At 66.4% G+C, this 15950-nt stretch carries 14 protein-coding genes; 7 read left to right on the forward strand and 7 right to left on the reverse strand.

Annotated elements, in window-relative coordinates; all coding sequences use genetic code 11:
• Positions 1–3: 3 nt before the first annotated feature.
• From AC1DZT_RS11615 to AC1DZT_RS11625, 3 genes are read right to left on the reverse strand one after another with little or no spacing between them, the layout of a single operon-like run.
• Positions 4–1608, reverse strand: a complete 1605-nt coding sequence (locus tag AC1DZT_RS11615; protein WP_478006796.1) for a carboxyl transferase domain-containing protein — start codon at positions 1606–1608, stop codon at positions 4–6.
• The gene (locus AC1DZT_RS11620) at positions 1605–2768 is read right to left on the reverse strand and encodes an acyl-CoA dehydrogenase family protein (RefSeq protein WP_478006797.1); all 1164 of its coding nucleotides are present in this window, start codon (positions 2766–2768) and stop codon (positions 1605–1607) included. Before AC1DZT_RS11620 ends, AC1DZT_RS11615 begins: the two co-directional genes overlap by 4 nt.
• Before the next feature lie 10 nt (positions 2769–2778).
• Positions 2779–6282, reverse strand: coding sequence for an indolepyruvate ferredoxin oxidoreductase family protein (locus AC1DZT_RS11625; protein WP_478006947.1), 3504 nt, complete (start codon positions 6280–6282; stop codon positions 2779–2781).
• 143 nt (positions 6283–6425) lie between these two features.
• Between AC1DZT_RS11625 and AC1DZT_RS11630 the strand changes: the two genes are divergently transcribed.
• Positions 6426–6884 carry an Lrp/AsnC family transcriptional regulator gene (locus tag AC1DZT_RS11630; protein WP_478006798.1) on the forward strand — a complete coding sequence of 153 codons (459 nt, stop codon included), beginning with the start codon at positions 6426–6428 and terminating at the stop codon, positions 6882–6884.
• A gap of 35 nt (positions 6885–6919) precedes the next feature.
• Here AC1DZT_RS11630 and AC1DZT_RS11635 read toward each other — a convergent pair whose 3' ends face one another.
• From AC1DZT_RS11635 to AC1DZT_RS11650, 4 genes are all read right to left on the reverse strand, one after another.
• On the reverse strand, positions 6920–7396 hold the full coding sequence (locus AC1DZT_RS11635; protein WP_478006799.1) for a universal stress protein: 477 nt from the start codon (positions 7394–7396) through the stop codon (positions 6920–6922).
• 131 nt (positions 7397–7527) lie between these two features.
• Positions 7528–8325: a 3-methyl-2-oxobutanoate hydroxymethyltransferase gene (locus AC1DZT_RS11640; RefSeq protein WP_478006800.1), complete on the reverse strand. Its 798-nt coding sequence runs from the start codon at positions 8323–8325 to the stop codon at positions 7528–7530.
• Between the two features lies 1 nt (position 8326).
• Positions 8327–8641: a MocE family 2Fe-2S type ferredoxin gene (locus AC1DZT_RS11645; RefSeq protein ID WP_478006801.1), complete on the reverse strand. Its 315-nt coding sequence runs from the start codon at positions 8639–8641 to the stop codon at positions 8327–8329.
• Between the two features lie 9 nt (positions 8642–8650).
• The gene (locus AC1DZT_RS11650; RefSeq protein ID WP_478006802.1) at positions 8651–9748 is read right to left on the reverse strand and encodes a fatty acid desaturase family protein; all 1098 of its coding nucleotides are present in this window, start codon (positions 9746–9748) and stop codon (positions 8651–8653) included.
• A gap of 146 nt (positions 9749–9894) precedes the next feature.
• Between AC1DZT_RS11650 and AC1DZT_RS11655 the strand changes: the two genes are divergently transcribed.
• From AC1DZT_RS11655 to iolG, 6 genes are all read left to right on the forward strand, one after another.
• Entirely contained in the window at positions 9895–10926 is a 1032-nt protein-coding gene (locus AC1DZT_RS11655; protein ID WP_478006803.1) for a LacI family DNA-binding transcriptional regulator, read from the forward strand.
• Positions 10927–11065: 139 nt separating this feature from the next.
• Positions 11066–11872 (forward strand): TIM barrel protein, encoded by an 807-nt coding sequence (locus tag AC1DZT_RS11660; RefSeq protein WP_478006804.1) that lies wholly within the window; start codon positions 11066–11068, stop codon positions 11870–11872.
• 151 nt (positions 11873–12023) lie between these two features.
• Positions 12024–12962, forward strand: coding sequence for a sugar ABC transporter substrate-binding protein (locus AC1DZT_RS11665; RefSeq protein WP_478006805.1), 939 nt, complete (start codon positions 12024–12026; stop codon positions 12960–12962).
• Between the two features lie 77 nt (positions 12963–13039).
• The gene (locus AC1DZT_RS11670; RefSeq protein ID WP_478006806.1) at positions 13040–14110 is read left to right on the forward strand and encodes an ABC transporter permease; all 1071 of its coding nucleotides are present in this window, start codon (positions 13040–13042) and stop codon (positions 14108–14110) included.
• 4 nt (positions 14111–14114) lie between these two features.
• Positions 14115–14885, forward strand: coding sequence for an ATP-binding cassette domain-containing protein (locus AC1DZT_RS11675; protein ID WP_478006807.1), 771 nt, complete (start codon positions 14115–14117; stop codon positions 14883–14885).
• Positions 14886–14928: 43 nt separating this feature from the next.
• Positions 14929–15933 (forward strand): inositol 2-dehydrogenase, encoded by a 1005-nt coding sequence (iolG, locus tag AC1DZT_RS11680; protein WP_478006808.1) that lies wholly within the window; start codon positions 14929–14931, stop codon positions 15931–15933.
• Positions 15934–15950 lie beyond the last annotated feature (17 nt).

The raw sequence follows: 15950 nt of genomic DNA on the forward strand, positions 1-15950 counted from the left end.
CCCTCACATCCGGAACAGGCCGAACCGGGTCGGTTCGATCGCGGCGTTGCGTGTCGCGGCAAGGCTCAGCGCCAGAACCTCGCGGCTGCGGCGCGGGTCGATGATCCCGTCATCCCAGAGCCGGGCCGAGGCATAGAGCGGGTGCGACTGTTCCTGGAACATCGCGATGGTCGGCGCCTTGAAGGCCTCCTCCTCTCCGACGCTCCACTGGCCGCCCTGCCGCTCGATCGCCTCGCGGCGCACGGTGGCCAGCACCCCGGCCGCCTGTTCGCCCCCCATGACCGAGATGCGGCTGTTGGGCCAGGTCCAGAGGAACCTTGGCCCGAAGGCCCGCCCGCACATGCCGTAATTGCCCGCCCCGAAGGACCCGCCGACCAGAAGCGTGATCTTGGGCACCGCACTCGTCGCCACCGCTGTGACGAGCTTCGCCCCGTCCTTGGCGATGCCGGCATTCTCGTAAGCGCGGCCGACCATGAAGCCGGTGATGTTCTGCAAAAAGACCAGGGGGATCTCGCGCTGACTGCACAGCTGGACGAAATGCGCGCCCTTCAGCGCGGAATCCGAAAAGAGGACGCCATTGTTGGCGATGATGCCGACCGGCATCCCCATGACATGGGCAAAACCGCAGACCAGCGTCGTGCCATAGCGCGCCTTGAACTCATCGAGGCGCGAGCCGTCGACGATGCGGGCGATGACCTCGCGGATGTCGTAGGGTGTGCGCAGGTCGGCGGGGACGAGGCCGAGGATCTCCTCGGGGTCGTAAAGCGGCGCTTCGGGCGTGGCGCTCGCGGCGGGGCGGGGGGCCAGGTTCAGGCTCGCCACCGCCTGCCGGGCGAGGTCGAGGGCATGGGCGTCGTCATTGGCAAGGTAATCGGCCACACCCGACAGCCGCGTGTGCACGTCGCCGCCGCCCAGATCCTCGGCGCTGACCACCTCGCCGGTGGCGGCGCGCACCAGGGGCGGGCCGGCGAGGAAGATCGTGCCCTGCCCCTTCACGATGATCGTCACATCCGACATGGCGGGCACATAGGCGCCCCCGGCGGTGCAGGAGCCCATCACCACGGCGATCTGCGCGATGCCCTTGGCCGACATGGTGGCCTGGTTGAAGAAGATCCGCCCGAAATGGTCACGGTCGGGGAAGACCTCGTCCTGGTTGGGCAGGTTCGCCCCGCCACTGTCGACGAGGTAGACGCAGGGCAGGCGGTTCTGTTCGGCAATCTCCTGGGCGCGCAGGTGTTTCTTCACCGTCATCGGGAAATAGGTGCCGCCCTTCACGGTGGCATCGTTGCACAGCACCATGACCTCGCGCCCGGCGACCCGGCCGATGCCGGTGATCAGGCCCGCCGCGGGGCTCGCCCCGTCGTAAAGCCCATGCGCCGCGAAAAGCCCGACCTCCAGAAAGGGCGAGCCGGGGTCGAGAAGGCGCGCCACCCGGTCGCGCGGCAGAAGCTTGCCCCGGGCTTCGTGCCGGGCGCGGGCCGTCTCGCCGCCGCCGCCCACTGCGGCCTCGGCAGCGCGGCGCACCTCGGCCAGGGCGGCCTCATGCGCGCGGCGGTTGGCGGCAAAGGCCTCGGATCGTGGCGAGAGGGTCGAGGACAAAAGGCTCATGCCATGGCCCCCATCAGCTCGCGTCCGATCAGCATCCGGCGGATTTCGCTGGTGCCGGCGCCGATTTCCATCAGCTTGGCGTCGCGGAACAGGCGGCTGACCGGGGTTTCGTTCATGAAGCCCATGCCGCCCATCGCCTGCACCGCCTGATGCGCCACCGCCATCGCCTGTTCCGAGGCGTAAAGCACGCAGGCCGCCGCGTCGGCCCTTGTGACCTGCCCCCGGTCGCAGGACCGCGCCACGGCATAGACATAGGCGCGGGCGGAATTGAGCTGGGTATAGATGTCGGCGATCTTGCCCTGCATCAGCTGGAAGGACCCGATCGGCTGGCCGAACTGCTTGCGGGTTGCAAGATGGGGCATGATCTCGTCCAGGGCCGCGGCCATCAGCCCGGTGCCGATGCCCGACAGCACGACGCGTTCGTAATCCAGCCCCGACATCAGCACGGCGACCCCGCCACCTTCGCGGCCCAGCACGTTTTCCGCCGGCACCGCGACATCGCGGAAGATCAGCTCGGCGGTATTCGACCCGCGCATTCCCAGCTTGTCGAAATGGGCAGAGGCGCTGAAGCCGGGCATGGTGTTTTCGATCAGGAAGGCGGTGATCCCCCGCGACCCCGCCGCAGGATCGGTCTTGGCATAGACCACCAGCGTATCGGCCTCGGCGCCATTGGTGATCCAGAACTTGGAGCCGTTGAGGACATAGCCCGCGCCCCGGCGTTCGGCCCGCAGCGCCATCGACACGACATCCGAGCCGGCGCCGGTCTCGCTCATCGCCAGGGCGCCGACATGGGCGCCGCTGATCAGGCCGGGCAGGTAGCGGCGCTTTTGCGCCTCGGTCCCGTTCAGGGCGATCTGGTTGACGCAAAGGTTCGAATGGGCGCCATAACTCAGCGCGACCGAGGCCGAGGCGCGGGCGATCTCCTCCACCGCCACGACATGGGCGAGGTAGCCGAGGCCCGCGCCGCCATGCTCGGACGGCACCGTGATGCCCAGAAGCCCAAGCTCGCCCATCTCGCGCCAGAGCGGGGCGGGAAAGAGGTTCTGCCGGTCGATCTGCGCGGCCAGCGGTTTGACGCGGGCCTGCGCCCAGCGGTGGACCATCTCGCGCAGGGCCTCGACCTCGTCGCCCAGATCGAAGTTCATGGATGCGGTGAACATGTCTTCCCCCTCACTCTGCCGCGACGGGCAAGGGTGCCACGTCGTCCAGCGCCGCCAGGATGGCCGCGCGCCGCTGCAATTGCGCCACCCGCGCGGCCTCTTTCACCGGGCCATAGCCGCGGATCTCCTGGTAGATCGCCAGCAGGGCCTGCAGCTGCGGCAGCAGGGCCGGGGTGGCGCGGGCTTCGATCAGGACGAGGTCGGCCTCGATCAGGCCGATCAGCGCGCGTTCCGCCCTTCGTTCGGCGCTGCGCCCGAAAGGATCGGCCCAGGTGCCGCGCAGGGGTTTGAGCTTGGCCAGAACGGAAAGAACCGGCAGGATCCAGGCGCCGAACGCGCGCTTCTTCGGCCGCCCGTCCAGCGCCTTGCCCGGCAGGAAAGGCGGGGCGAGGTTCAGCGAGAGCTTGGCACCCGGTTCAAAGCTGGCCTCCAGCTGGCGGCGGAAATCCGGCGCGGCATAAAGCCGGGCCACCTCGTATTCGTCCTTGTAGGCGAGCGTGCGCGCATAGGCGAGGGCGGCCAGCCGCAGCAGCGCGGCCCCGGCCTCGCCCATCCCGTCAAGCCGGGCGCCCAGCCGCGCGATCCGCTGCCGGTAGCGGCGGGCGAGGGCTTCGTTTTGCCAGAGGGTCAGATGCGCTGCCCTTTGCGCGATCAGCTCGGCGGTGGTCATCGCAGCCTCGGTCGGCGCGCGCGGCGCCTCGGCCAGGGCCATCACGCCCGCCCGGTCCTGCGCCAGCCGCCGCCCCCATTGGAAGGCGGCGAGATTGGCCTCGACAGCGGTGCCGTTCATCCGGATCGCTTCCTCGATCGAATCCCCGCGCAACGGCACCATCCCCTTCTGCCAGGCATAGCCCAGCATCATCACATTGCCGCCGATCTCATCCCCGGTCAGCGCCACCGAAAGGGCGGAGAAGTCGAGGAAATGCGCCCGGTCGCGCACCATCGCCGCCACGCTGTCCTGCAAGGCGGCGGGGCGCAGGTCGAAATCGCGCTGGCGGACGAAATCCGATACCGGGATGACATGGGTGTTCAGCACCGCCACGGTCCGCACCGGATCGCAAAGCGCCTGCACCTCCTTGGCGGCGGAGACCACGGCATCGGCGCCCAGGAGCAGATCGGCGCGGCCGGGGGTGATGCGCGGTTCGGTCAGGGGATGGCCGGCCCCGGCGATCCGCACCTGGCTCAACACCGCGCCGCCCTTCTGCGCCAGCCCGGCCATGTCAAGCACCATGGGCAGCTTGCCCTCGACATGGGCCGCCATGCCCAGCACGGCGCCGATGGTCAGAACTCCGGTGCCGCCGACGCCGGTGACGATCAGGTTCCACGGCCGGTCCAGCGCGGGTACCTCCGGCTCTGGCAGGTCCGCGGCTTCGGCGACCTGGCCCCGCCGCTTGCGTAACCGCGCGCCGCGCAGGGTGACGAAGGAGGGGCAGAAGCCCTTCAGGCAGGAATAATCCTTGTTGCAGACCGATTGGTTGATCCGCCGCTTGCGCCCCATCGCCGTCTCTTCCGGCTCGACCGCGATGCAGTTCGACTGGACCGAGCAATCGCCGCAGCCCTCGCAGACCGCCGGGTTGATCCAGAGCCGCAGGTCGGGGTCCTCCAGCGTGCCGCGCTTGCGCCGGCGGCGCTTTTCGGCGGCGCAGGTCTGTTCATAGACGATCACGCTGACCCCCGGCACCGCGCGCAGTTCCAGCATGGTGGCGTCGATCGCGTCCCGGTGGCGCAGCGAGGTGCCGGGCGCCAGATCGGCCTGGCGGTAATGTTCGGGGTGGTCGGACATCAGGACGATCCGCGCCACGCCCTCGTTGTACATCTGATGGGTGATCTGCTGCGGGGTGAGCTTGGCATCCAGCGGCTGCCCCCCCGTCATCGCCACCGCATCGTTGTAGAGGATCTTGTAGGTGATATTGGCCCCCGCCGCGACCGCCTGCCGGATCGCCAGCGAGCCCGAGTGCAGATAGGTCCCGTCGCCCAGATTGACGAACCGGTGCGCCTCGTCGGTAAAGCGGCTGATCGCGGTCCAGGGCACGCCCTCGGCGCCCATATGGGTGAAGGTCTCGGTCCGGCGGTCCATCCACTGGGCCATGAAGTGGCAGCCGATCCCCGCCATGGCCTTGGACCCTTCGGGCACCCGGGTCGAGGTGTTGTGCGGGCAGCCGGCGCAGTAATGCGGCAGGCGCAGCACCGGGGCGGCATGGGCGGCGGCCCGCGCCTCGGCGGCGGTCAGGGCGGCGTTGCGGGCCGCGATGCGGGCGGCCAGATCGGCGGGCAGATCCAGCCGGGCCAGCCGCGCCGTGATGGCCGCGGCCACCGTGCCCACCGTCATCCCCGCCGACAGATGCAGGAAGGGGCGGTCCGCCTCGTCGAACTTGCCCACGATGCGCGGGCGCACATCGGCCCGCCAGTTGAACAGCTGCTGCTTGATCTGGTTCTCGATGATCTCGCGCCGCTCTTCGACGATCAGGATCTCGTCCAGCCCTTGCGAGAAATGCCGGATGCCCTCGGGCTCCAAGGGCCAGGGCATCCGCACCTTGTAGACCCTCAGCCCGATCGCCGCCCGCTCTGCCCCGCCGATCCCCAATTCGTCCAGGGCCTGCATCACGTCTTCATAGGCCTTGCCAGAGGCGACGATGCCGAAACGGGCGCGCGGATTGGCATGGGTGGTCAGGTTCACCCCATTGGCCCGGGCAAAGGCGATGGCGGCATAGCCCTTGTGTTCCTGCAACCTTTCGTCCTGCACCAGGGGCGGATCGGGCCAGCGCAGGTTCAACCCGCCGGGCGGCATGGCGAAATCCTCCGGCAGGCGGAACTGCCGCGCCTCCTGCGCAAGATCGACCACGGTCGTCGTCTCGACGGTTTCCGAGATGACCTTGAAGCCGACCCAGCAGCCCGAATAGCGTGACATGGCGATGCCCAGAAGGCCCATCTCGAGAAACTCGTGCACCGAGGAGGGGTAGAGCATCGGGATCAGGGCCGAGATGAAGGCATGGTCGGACTGATGCGGGATGGAGGAGGATTTGCAGGTGTGATCGTCGCCCGCGATGGCCAGCACGCCGCCAAGCGCCGAACTGCCCGCCGCATTGGCATGTTTGAGCACATCGCCCGACCGGTCCACCCCCGGCCCCTTGCCGTACCAGATGCCCAGAAGCCCGTCCTTCTTCGCCCCGGGCGACAGGTGCAGCTGCTGGCTGCCCCAGACGGCGGTGGCCGCCAGATCCTCGTTCAGCCCGGGTTGGAAGACCACGTCATGCCGGTCCAGAAACCGCTTGGCCTTGACCAGCTGCTGGTCGTAGCCGCCCAAGGGCGAGCCGCGATAGCCCGAGATGAAACCGCCGGTGTTCAGCCCCGCCGCCCGGTCGCGCCGCATCTGCGTCATCGGCAGGCGCACCAGGGCCTGCGTGCCGGTCAGATAGATCGCGCCCGCCTCCGCCGCGTATTTGTCGTCCAGTGAAACCGACATCCGCGCCTCCCTCTTCCGTGCGGGCCGAAAGCGCCGCCGCAGTTGAAGAATGGCGCCCGCACGGCGAAACAGGGTCGCTGATGCGTGCTGTTTCTTGGGCGCCTGCGCGACAGTGTAGCACAGGATCGCAAATATGGGTTACAATGTTGCGTGGGTCGAAATCCCGTGGCGGCACTGTACCGCAGGAGGGCCATGTGCAACTTGACGAATGGGACCGGCGAATCCTGCGCATCATCCAGGACAGGCCAGAGATCACGATGCGCGACCTGGGCGAGGCGACCGGGCTCAGCCACTCGCCCTGCTGGCGCAGGCTGCAGCGGTTGCAGGAGGCGGGCATCGTCAGCCAGCGCCGCTTCATCGTCGACCCCGAGGCGGTGGGTTTCGACATCCTGGTCCTGTGTTTCGTCAAGATCGCCCAGCACAACCGCGCCGCGCTGATCCAGTTCGAAGAGGCGGTGGTGCGGGTGCCCGAGGTGCTGCAATGCTATTCGCTCAGCGGTGAATACGATTACATGCTGCAGGTCGTGGCCCCCAGCGTGCGCGCCTATGAGGCGACGGTGAAGAATGCGCTGACCAGCCTGCCCAATGTGCAGTCGATCCACACGAGCTTTACGCTCAAGCGGGTGAAACATTCGCTGAGCGTGCCGGTCTAGACGGCGCAGGGCGCCTGGCCTGCGCCGCCCGAAGGTCAGGCCGCAGGTGCCGCGGCCGTGCCGAAAAGCTCCTCGTCGGCGATGTCCATGCGGCCGACCAGAAGGCTGCAGGTCAGGCTGTTGGTCAGGTCCGCCGTGACCGATCCCAGTAGCCAGCCCGCCACCACGCCTTGCCGGCGATGGCCGACCACCACCAGATCCGCCTGGCTGTCGCGGGCGATGGCGGCAATTCGTTCGGCCGGCTGGCCGCGCTCCAGCCGCGCGACATGGGGCAGGCCCATGCGGGTCAGCCGCTGGACGCCTTCCTCCAGCACCTTTTCGAATGAGGCGGTCTGGTCGGTCGGGAAATAGGTGCCGATCGGATCGACCCCGAGGCCAAGGCCATAGCCCGGGTCGACCACCGCCAGAAGCGTCACCTTCGCACCGGAGACCTTGGCCAGCAAAGCCCCTTCCCGCAGCGCCAATCGCCCCTCTTCCGTGCCGTCATAAGCCAGAAGTATGTGCCGATACATGGAGCCCTCCGTATTGCAGGTCAGATGCCCGACCTTACCACGGATCACCGCGATGTAGAGTCCCTTCGGACCGCGCGGCCCGGCCGCCTTTCCGGCACCGGGCCGCCTGCCCAAGGTTCGGGCAATCTGGTTCAGCCAGTTTGGTCCAGCCAGTCGCGGAACTGCGCGGTCACCTCGGGGTCGCCCTCCACCAGATAGGGTGCGGAAGGATAGCTGCCCTCGTGCACCTCCTTGGCGAACTGGCCCATGGCGGCGATGCGCATGGCTTGCAGACGCTCCTCCTCGGCGGCGAAATTGGCGTAGATCTTGGCATGGCGCGGCACGCGGCCGCGGTTCTGGCCCAGCACATCGTCGCTGAAGAGATATTGCGCATGGCCCGCCGAACCTGCCCCCATCGAGATCAGGAAGAGGCCGGTCTTCTCGGCAATCGCCTCGGTGATGCCCTGCGGGACCACCTCGATTTCCACCGCAAAGGCCCCGGCCGCCTCTGCCGCCTTGCATTGCTGCCAGACCAGCTGCGCGCTTTCGAGCGTCTTGCCCACCGCCTTGAAGCCGCCGGTCCAGGTCGCCTTCGACGGGATCAACCCGACATGGCCGCAGACCGGCAGGCCGTGATCGGTCATCGCCCGGATCGTCCCCATCGAGCCCGAGCAATAGAAGGCATCCGCGCCATGTTTGAAAAGCGGGAAGGCCCATTTCAGGAAATCCTCCGTGGTGCCGATCTCGTAGAAATTGTCGCCGGGGAAGATGAAGGCCTCGGGCGCCACCTCGCGGAAGCGGCGGTCATAGACCATCGCGGGCGGCACCGACAAAAGTTCGACACCGGCCTTGGCGGCCGCCTCGGCCTCGGCCAGGGTTTCGACGCGCAGCATGGCAAAGGTGTGCTTGCCGCGCTGGTCGCGCAGGTCTTTCACGGTCAGGCGGGCCATCCTATGCCACCTCGATCAGCACGCGGGAGCCTTCGACCTTGACCGGATAGGTCTTGAGGTTGATGCAGACCGGCGCCCGCTTCGCCTCGCCGGTGCGATAGTCGAACTGGCCATTGTGCTTGGGGCATTCGATCAGGAAATCCATCACCAGCCCGTCGCAGAGATGCACCTGTTCGTGGCTGCAGAGGCCGGCGGTGGCGTAGAACTTGCCGTCGACCCCGTGGTAGATGGCATAGGTCTGCCCGGCATGGTCAAAGCGGATCAGGTCCTCTTCGTCGATGTCATCGGTGGCGCAAGCGTCAATCCATTGCGGCATGATCTGTCCTTATTCGGCTGGAATGGCGGTGGGGGGCATCATGCCCGGCACATAGGTGTGGAACTCTTCGCGGTAGGGCTTGGCGCTTGGCGGCAGGTCGCGCTTGAGGAAGTAATCCTCGTTGACCAGTTGGCGCTTCAGCGCGGGCCACATCTCGCGGAAGGCGGCGGCGATCGAGGGGTTGGGCGCCGGCAGATCGTCCTTGATCAGGGCGTGGAGGCGCGGCAGGGCGTGATAGGGCACCATCGGGAACATGTGGTGTTCGACATGGTAGTTCATGTTCCAGTAGATGAAGCGGCTGACCGGGTTCATATAGACGGTGCGGCTGTTCAGCCGGTGGTCGGTGACGTTGTCGGCAAGGCCGCCATGCTGCAGAAGGCCGGTCATCACATGATGCCAGGCGCCATAGATCCGCGGCAGGCCGATCACCATCAAGGGCAGGATCGAGCGCATCCAGAGCGCCAGCGCCAGCGTCGCCAGATAGATCGCAAGGTGGATCTGCGCGACCCGGCGCACCTTGCCCCATTCGCTTTGCGGCACGAAGGTCCGCTCGGCGGCGGTCGGGCCGAAGGCGGCATTGTGCAGGAGGGTCGGCACGAAATGGATCACGTCGAGGATGCCGAAGAAGTTCAGCACCAGCTTGGCCATCTCGGTCGGGCGCATGATCGCGATCTCGGGGTCGCGCCCGACGATATAGGTTTCCGAGTGGTGGCGCGCATGGCTCCAGCGCCAGGTCGCCGCATTGCGCATGATCATGAAGCTCGCGATCTGGTAGACCGCGTTGTTCATCCAGGGCGTGCGAAAGGCCGTGCCATGGCCGCATTCATGCCAGCGGCTGTCCGAGGCGGAGCCGTAGAGCACGCCGTAAGCCAGCCAGACCGGCGCGGACCAGAGGCTTGGCCACAGCGCGATGCCCAGGGCCGCCAGCACGATCATCAGCCCATAAAGCAGCACCGTGTCGCGGATGGCCGGGCTGTCGCTGCGCGCCATCAGATCCTTCATCACCTTGCGCGGCACCTCGGTGTGATACCACTCTGCCGCGGTCAATCCGCTTTCCACCGCGCGTTTCGCATCGGCGCCAAAAAGGCTGTAATCGCGTTTTCCCATTCGACCCTCCCCGTTCGATGCCCCAGGACCGGGGCCTTGACTGTCGATAGGCCGAATCGGGGCGATTCCCCAATGGGAGGGCTTGAAACTTCCATCAAAACCTATCATGATCACTGCAAGAATGATGTGATTTCGTCAGAGGTGTCATGGCCCAACGCCCCACGATCCACGATGTCGCCCGCGAGGCCGGGGTTTCCACCGCGACCGTCGACCGCGTGCTGAACGCGCGGGAAAGGGTGCGCGAGGATACCGCGATGCGCGTCTACGAGGCGGCGCGGCTGGTCGGCTATCACGCCGCCCCGCTGATCGGGCAAAGGGTGACGATGGAACTGCCGCGCCTGCGGCTGGGCGTGGTGCTGCACAAGGAACGCCAGGCCTTCTACCAGACCTTCAAGGCCGAGATCGAACGCGCCGTGGCCAATGCGACCGGCCTGCGCGCCTCGGCGATCATCGAATTTGCCACTTCGCAGACCCCGGCCGATTTCGCCGGGCTGATGGAGGGGCTGGCCGACCGGGTCGATGCCATCGCCTCCACCTCGGTGACCCATCCCGATGTGACCGATGCGGTGGTGCGGCTGAACGCCAGGGGCATTCCCTGCTTTGCCCTGCTCAACGACTTTGCCCAGGGGGTGCGGCAGAACTATCTGGGGCTCAACAATATCAAGATCGGCCGGATCGCCGCCCAGATGATCGCCCAGACCTGCCATCAGCCCGGCAAGATCGCGGTCTTCGTCGGCGGCTACCGCTGGCATGGGCATGAGCTGCGCGAGACCGGCTTTCGCAGCTATTTCCGCGAATTCGGCCCGCATTTCACCGTGCTCGACACGCTGGTCAACCTCGAGACCCGGCAACTGACCTATGAGGCGACGCTGGACCTGCTCAGCCGCCATGCCGATCTGCGCGGCATCTATTGCGCTGGCGGCGGGATGGAAGGCGCGATCGCCGCCCTGCGCGAGATGCGCCAACCCGGCGAGGTGGCGCTGGTGGTCAACGAGCTGACGCCGGAAAGCCGCGCCGCCCTGATCGCGCGCTATATCACCATGGTGATCTCGACCCCGCTGGCCAAGCTTTGTGCCGATCTGGTCACCCTGGCCGCCGATGCCGTGCGCGACGGAATCCCCGCCGTGCAGGGCCAGCACTTCCTGCAACCCGATCTCTACCTCTCGGAATCCGTCTGAAATCACTTCTGACGAAAACCACATCATGACGAACCCGAAACCCATCAGGTTTGACGAAAAGACTCCCCGCGTGAATTGACGGATGGCGTGGCAGGCAACATGGTCCGCCAACACAAAAGCAAGGACGGGAGGCCATGCGATGACTTCTTTCGCACTGAACCACATGACGGTTGCGCGGCTCAGCTATGTGCAGCTGCTGGATCTGGCATCCGCTCTGGGCTGCATCGGGGTCGAGGTGCGCAATGACCTGCCGCAGCCCCTGTTCGACGGGATGGACCCGGCCGAGGCGGGGGCGATGGCCAAGGCAAAGGGCCTGCGGATTCTCGCTTTGGCCGAGGTCAAGCGCTTCAACGACTGGTCGGAGGCCAAGGCCGCCGAGGCGCTGGCGCTGATGCAGATCGCCAAGGCCGCCGGGGCCGAGGCGGTCAGCCTGATCCCGCGCAACGACGGCGTGGCCACCGACCGCAAGGACAGTTTCAAGGTCACCGAAACCGCCCTGCGCGAGGTGCTGCCGATGCTGAAGGCCCATGGGCTGAAGGCCATGGTGGAACCCCTGGGCTTCGGCGCCTGCGCCCTGCGCTACAAGGATGTGCTGGCAGAGGTGATCCATGCCGTGGGCGGCGCAGGCACGCTTTACATGGTGCATGACACCTTCCACCACGCCCTCGCCGGCTTTGGCCCGATCTATCCCGAGCTGACCGGCATCGTCCATGTCTCGGGCGTCAAGGAGTCGGTCTATCTGGACGACATGCGCGACCCGCACCGGGTGCTGGTTGATGGCGACGATGTCCTGGGCAATGTGGCGCAGATCCGCGCGCTGCAGGCCGCCGGCTATACCGGGGCGAACTCTTACGAGGCTTTCGCGCCTCAGGTGCACGAGCTGGCCGATCCGGCCCCGGCGCTTGCGGCGTCCATGACATTCCTTCGGTCCGGTGTGGAGGCCTGACCGAAGGCGGGATGACGTGTTGCAATGATGTTTGCCAAGCGCTATCAATTGCAACTTTTCATGCAATACGGGTGACCGTATCACGTGCCGCCGGCAAGGCGGTCCGGCAGGGAGAACGGGGCAGCCGGACCCCGTATGTGGAGGAGAAACCATGAAGAAGTATCTGATCGCTGGCGTCGTGGCCCTGATGGGCACCACGGCCATGGCAGATGGCGTCGGCGTCTCGATGGCCAAATTCGACGACAACTTTCTGACCGTTCTGCGCAACGGCATCCAGAAGCAGGCCGATGCGGCCGGGACCAAGATCCAGATCGAGGATGCGCAAAACGACGTGGCCAAGCAGCTTGACCAGATCAACAACTTCATCGCCAGCGGCGTTTCGGCGATCATCGTGAACCCGGTCGACACCTCGGCCACCCAGGCGATGTCGGATGCGGCTGCCGCGGCGAAGATCCCGCTGGTCTATGTCAACCGCCAGCCGGTCAACGTCGATTCGCTGCCCGCCAGCCAGGCTTTCGTCGCCTCGAACGAAGCGGATTCCGGCACGCTGGAGACCATCGAAGTCTGCAACCAGCTGAAGGCCGCCGGCAAGGACAAGGCCAATGTCTATGTGATGATGGGCGAGCTGTCCAACCAGGCCGCCGTCCAGCGCACCGCCGACATCCATGACGTGATGAAGGCGGGCAAATGCGCGGTCGAGCTGACCATCATCGACGAGCAGACCGCGAACTGGAGCCGGGACGAGGCGCAATCGCTGATGACCAACTGGCTGTCGGCCGGCAAGCCCTTCGACGCCGTGATCGCCAACAACGACGAAATGGCGATCGGCGCCATCCAGGCGATGAAGGCGGCCGGCACCGACATGAAATCTGTCGTGGTCGGCGGGGTCGACGCGACCCAGGACGCGCTGGTGGCGATGCAGGCCGGCGATCTGGACGTGACGGTGTTCCAGAACGCGGCAGGGCAGGGTGCGGGCGCGCTGGATGCGGCCAACAAGCTGGCCAAGGGCGAGAAGGTCGAACAGAAGACCTACATTCCCTTCGAACTGGTGACCTCGGCCAATGTCGCCGATTACGTGGCCAAGAACTGAAGCCTTCCGGCTTTGACGCGGGCGGGGGCGGCACCTTTGCCGCCCCTGCTCTGCCGCCAGCATAGAAAGGACGACACATGTCGCAGCCACAGCATGGCATCGGAGGCCTGACCTATGATCCGGCCAAAAAGGCCCGCCCGCCGGAGTTGAACGTGCTTCTGGCGCTGGTCCTGATCACCCTGGCTTTCGAGCTGATCGGGCGCATCTTCATGGGCGAGAGCTTTCTCTTCAACACCCGCGCCGATGTGGACGGCATCTTCAACTGGCAGCGCCTGAACATCATCATCCTGCAGGTTTCCATCGTCGGGATCATCGCGCTGGGGGTGACGCAGGTCATCATCTCGGGCGGGATCGACCTCTCCTCGGGCTCGATCGTCGGCGCCACGGCGATGATCGCGATGAGCTTTGCCCAGACCGCACTGGTGAACGGCAATCCCAACCCCAAGGCGATCTTCGGCGCCTGGGCGATGGATCTGCCGGTGCTGGTGCCGGTCGTGGTCGGCCTCTGCTGCGGGATGATCGCGGGCTTCGTCAACGGCGCGCTGGTGGCCTATACCCGCATTCCGCCCTTCATCGCGACGCTGGGCATGATGGTCTTCGCCCGCGGCCTGTCGCGCTGGTGGTCGAACGGCAACCCGATCTCCTTCCCGACCGAGGGCTATGCCTCCATCGGCAAGGGCATGATGCCGGTGGTTATCTTCGTGGTCCTCGCGATCCTGTTCCACCTGATCCTGAACCACACCAAATACGGCAAGCATTGCTATGCCATCGGCTCGAACGAGCAGGCCAGCCGGATGTCGGGGATCAAGGTCAACAACCACAAGGTGCTGGTCTATACCATCGCCGGCATGCTGGCGGCCTTGGCCTCGGTCGTGCTGTCGTCCAAGAACCTGACCGCGCAGGCCGGCATGGGCGTCATGTACGAGCTTGACGCCATCGCCATGGCGGTGATCGGCGGCATCAGCCTGCAGGGCGGGCGCGGCTCGATCCTCGGCACCGTGCTGGGTGCCTTGATCTTCGGGGTGATCATCTCGGGTTTCACCTTCCTCAGGCTCGACGCCTATTACCAGGAGATGGTCAAGGGCGTGATCATCGTCGGCGCCGTGGTGCTGGACCAGTGGCGGCAACAAAGACGTGGAAGGGGATAAGTCCATGACCAGAACCATTCTCGAAACCCGCGGCCTGACCAAGCATTATGGCGGCGTGCATGCCCTGACCGATGCCGATTTCACCCTTCATGAGGGCGAGCATGTCGCCATCATGGGCGACAATGGCGCGGGCAAGTCGACCTTCGTGCGCCAGCTGACCGGGGTGGAACAGCCGACCCGCGGCACGATCATCTTCGACGGGACCGAGCATCACTTCGCCAGCCCGATCGCCGCCCGCGAGGCCGGGATCGAGACGGTGTTCCAGAACCTCGCCCTGGCCGATGACCTCGACGTGCCCTCCAACCTGTTTCTGGGGCGCGAGAAGTTCCGCTTCCGCTTCGGGCCCTTCTCGGTCCTCGACAAGAAGGCGATGAAAGAGGCCACCACCCAGGCCCTGATCAAGACCGGGGTGAAGATCCCCAACCTGATGAACACGATCCGCAACATGTCGGGCGGGCAGCGGCAATGCGTGGCCATCGCGCGCACCGCGGCCTTCCAGTCCAAGCTGGTGATCATGGACGAGCCGACCGCCGCCCTTGGCGTGCAGGAAACCGCCCAGGTCGAGAACATCATCCGCACCCTGAAATCGGCGGGCGAGCCGCTGATCCTGATCAGCCACAACATGCGCCAGGTCTTCGATCTGATGGACCGGATCGTGGTTTTCCGCCGCGGCCGCATCGTCGCCAACCTGAAGCGCGAAGAGACCGACGGCAATGATGTCGTCGCCTATATCACCGGGGCCAAGACCGGCGCCGAATACGCCGGGGCGGCGTGACGCCCGCCCCGCCTTTCCCTTTGCAGAACCAAGGACCCTCCCCATGACACTCCGTTTCGCCATTCTCGGCGCTGGCCGCATCGGCCAGGTCCATGCCCGCGCCGTGGCCGCCACCCCCGGCGCCACCCTGACCGCCATCGCCGATCCCGCCGCGCAGGCGGCAGAGGCGGTCAAGGTGGCCTATGGCTGCGAGATCCGCAGCATCGAGACGATCCTCGGCTCTGCCGATATCGACGCCGTGGTGATCTGCACGCCGACCGACACCCATGCCGACCTGATCGAGCGCTTCACCAAGGCCGGCAAGGCGGTGTTCTGCGAAAAGCCGGTGGATTTGTCGCTGGCCCGCGTGCAGGCCTGCGCCAAGGCGGTCGCGGCGAACAAGGGCCGCGTCATGGTCGGCTTCAACCGCCGCTTCGACCCCGATTTCATGGCCGTCCGCGCCGCGATCGACGCGGGCAGCCTCGGCGCGGTCGAGATGGTGACGATCACCAGCCGCGACCCCGGCGCCCCGCCCGCCGACTACATCCGCCGCTCGGGCGGCATCTTCCGTGACATGACGATCCATGACTTCGACATGGCGCGCTGGCTTCTGGGCGAAGAGGTCGAGACGGTACAGGCCGCGGCCTCGGTGCTGACCGACAAGGCGATTGGCGAACTGGGCGATTTCGACAGCGTCAATGTCATCCTGCGTACCGCCAGCGGCAAGCAGGCGGTGATCACCAACTCGCGCCGGGCGACCTATGGCTATGACCAGCGGATCGAGGTGCTCGGCGCCAAGGGCATGGCCCAGGCGGAGAACCAGGGCGAAAACCGCGTCGTCATGGCCGACAAGGCGGGCTTCCATGCCGCACCGCTGCTGAACTTCTTCATGTCGCGCTACACCGCCGCCTATGCCAATGAAATCGGCGCTTTCGTCGCGGCGATCACCAAGGGCACCGAGATGCCGGTTTCGGTGCAGGATGGTCTGATGGCGCTGGCCCTGGCCGAGGCTGCCCTGCAATCGGTCGCCGAGGGCCGCAGCATCAAGGTCGCCGACCTTCTGAAGTGAGAGGGCGCCCGGGCGCG

This window comes from Rhodobacter sp. P1_C2, from assembly GCF_056406375.1.